This is a genomic window from Microbacterium bovistercoris, from assembly GCF_003387575.1.
GTDB classification, from domain to species: Bacteria; Actinomycetota; Actinomycetes; order Actinomycetales; family Microbacteriaceae; genus Microbacterium; species Microbacterium bovistercoris.
Window position 1 is genome coordinate 1 of sequence record NZ_QUAB01000003.1, and the last position, 2,148, is coordinate 2,148.

Here is a 2,148-nt window from a genome sequence, read left to right on the forward strand (position 1 = left end):
TTCTGGCGGAACGTTCGAATAGCCGGATAGAACGTTCATGTCAGCTTCGGTCGCGGGCGGCGACACGCGGCACGCCAACCGAAATGGAATGCTATCAGTCGAGGACTGCGTCCAAACCATGATATTCGCAAAAGCCGTGGTCAGTTCGGACATCAGTACTCCCGCCACCAGGTGTTGAATTGCTGTTGATGTATCTCTCGAGGACCTGGCACGAGATTCCGGAAATCATTGTTGCCACCGTATTCGCGAGGTTGAATGTGGTGGATATCATATCTGGACCAGCCACCCTCAGGCGTATCGTAACCGCGATCATACCATTCTCTGATGTATGCGGCACGCTCCTTCCCGCCCCACGAAACACGTTCAGAAGGAGGAACCTTCTTGAGGCCAGCTCCGGGAAAGTGGATCGGAGTTCCGGAGCGCGGATCAATTATTTCCGGGTAAGGACGCGCCGCCCCATTCACCGGCAGTTGTTCGCGTATCCCCTTGACCTGCCTCCCCGCCCCGGGGCCGGCCGGGATGACTTCGCCTCGCAGTCCCTTGATTATCCTTCCGACTGGAAGGAGTTGCATGGCGATTTCGGCGGCCTTCCACGCGGGGTCCAGTACTTGGTCGATCTCGCAGGGACCTGTCGCGTTCTCGCGGCTGCCGCAGTTGCGGTCGAGCTCTTCGATCTCGGCCCGCCAGCCTGGCGATCCCACTGTCAGCGGCGTGTAGGGCTTCAGCTCGACGCCGAGGATCGGAGTGGGCTTCCAGCCGGAGTTGCCCGCGGACGGGGGCGCGTCGTTCGTGGCCTGCGGGCCCCTGCCATGCTTCTTCGGGGCAGTGGGAGCCGTGCTCACCGGGGTGGAGTTGCTGGTGCTGCCCTGCTTAGTCTTGGGTGGCGTGTACCACCCTCCGTCGGGCTTCTCGATGATCGGCCGCAGGCCGCTGGCATCCGAGTACGAGATCGGCGAGTTGAACGCGTACGCGTACGCGTTGGAGTGACGCGGGTCGGACGTGTCCAGCAGCGGGTCGACCGTGACGAACCGGCCGAGAGCCGAGTCGTAGGCGCGAGCACCGAGCTGGGTGAGACCTGTCACAGACTTCGGCTGGTTGAGGTATCCGAAGTTCGACGACCACGTGGCCGACCCGCCCCGGGCGACACCGTACGGATCCATCCACCGCCTGGTGACCACGCCCGTGGCTGCGTTGATCTGCAGCCCGACCGTTCCCACGGGGTCGGGGGAAAGCCACCACAGGCCACCGCCGGTTCCCGAGGTGCGCGATGTCGGCGCGTCGGCACCTCGGCTGAACGCGCACAGCACCTCGATTCCGGTAGATTCTCATGGCCCTACTCCCCACGCTCCGCGGCGTCTGCGGTGGTGAGCCGGCAATAACGTCGCTACGCGGTATCTGCTCCACGCCTGTCGAGTTTTTCGAGAGCTCGACGAGCCGACCTACGCACCCACGCACGCTCGTCTCCAAGCATCCCCTCGAGCCCCTTCCTGGCTTGAGGCACGGCTAGCTTCTGCAAAGCCTCAACAGCGTGTCCGTTCACAGAAGGATCGTCTAACAACCCGACCAGAATGTCGGCAGCACGCGGATCCTTAGACCGCCTCATCCCGAGCACGAGCATCTCTCGTGCTCGACCGTAAGACCGATCCATCGCCAGCTCAGCCAGTTCATCGAAATGGGAGTCGTCCCAGAGCACGTCCAGGGCGTTGCCAACAGTCCACCTGACTCCAAGCTCCTTCGGGTCATCAACGTTGCGAAACATGCTGATCATCGGGGCAACCGCATCCGGCTTGGCCCATGACACTGATAGCGCTCTGATGACCTCCTCCAGCGTCTTAAGGTCCGTCCTCGGCGTCAGGTAGGACAGCAACACCGGCACTGCCGCGCGGTATCGGACTCCCGACCTGCGCAACTCAGCCAATGAAGCGTATGGATACCCCATCTCACCGAGCTCGCGCTCCAAAGACACGAGACTCGAAGGATGGGTGCCTTCCGCGCTCAAGGTAACCTCCGGACGATTGTGACCGACCCGTCCTCCGCCGCATGTTGGAGAGTGAAGCGCCCCGGGTTTCGTGGAGGCTCGGTTATCTGGAACCGGCTCCGACGGGAACCTGTTCTCCAACGTAGCTGACGGGCTCGTGGGATGCCCAG

The 2,148-nt window shown here is 62.5% G+C and carries 2 protein-coding genes; both read right to left on the reverse strand.

Going from position 1 to position 2,148, the window contains the following annotated elements:
• Positions 1-152 precede the first annotated feature (152 nt).
• Positions 153-1,307 carry an RHS repeat-associated core domain-containing protein gene (locus DY023_RS00150; protein WP_116240326.1) on the reverse strand — a complete coding sequence of 385 codons (1,155 nt, stop codon included), beginning with the start codon at positions 1,305-1,307 and terminating at the stop codon, positions 153-155.
• Between the two features lie 77 nt (positions 1,308-1,384).
• Positions 1,385-1,876, reverse strand: coding sequence for a HEAT repeat domain-containing protein (locus tag DY023_RS00155; protein WP_181905654.1), 492 nt, complete (start codon positions 1,874-1,876; stop codon positions 1,385-1,387).
• Positions 1,877-2,148 lie beyond the last annotated feature (272 nt).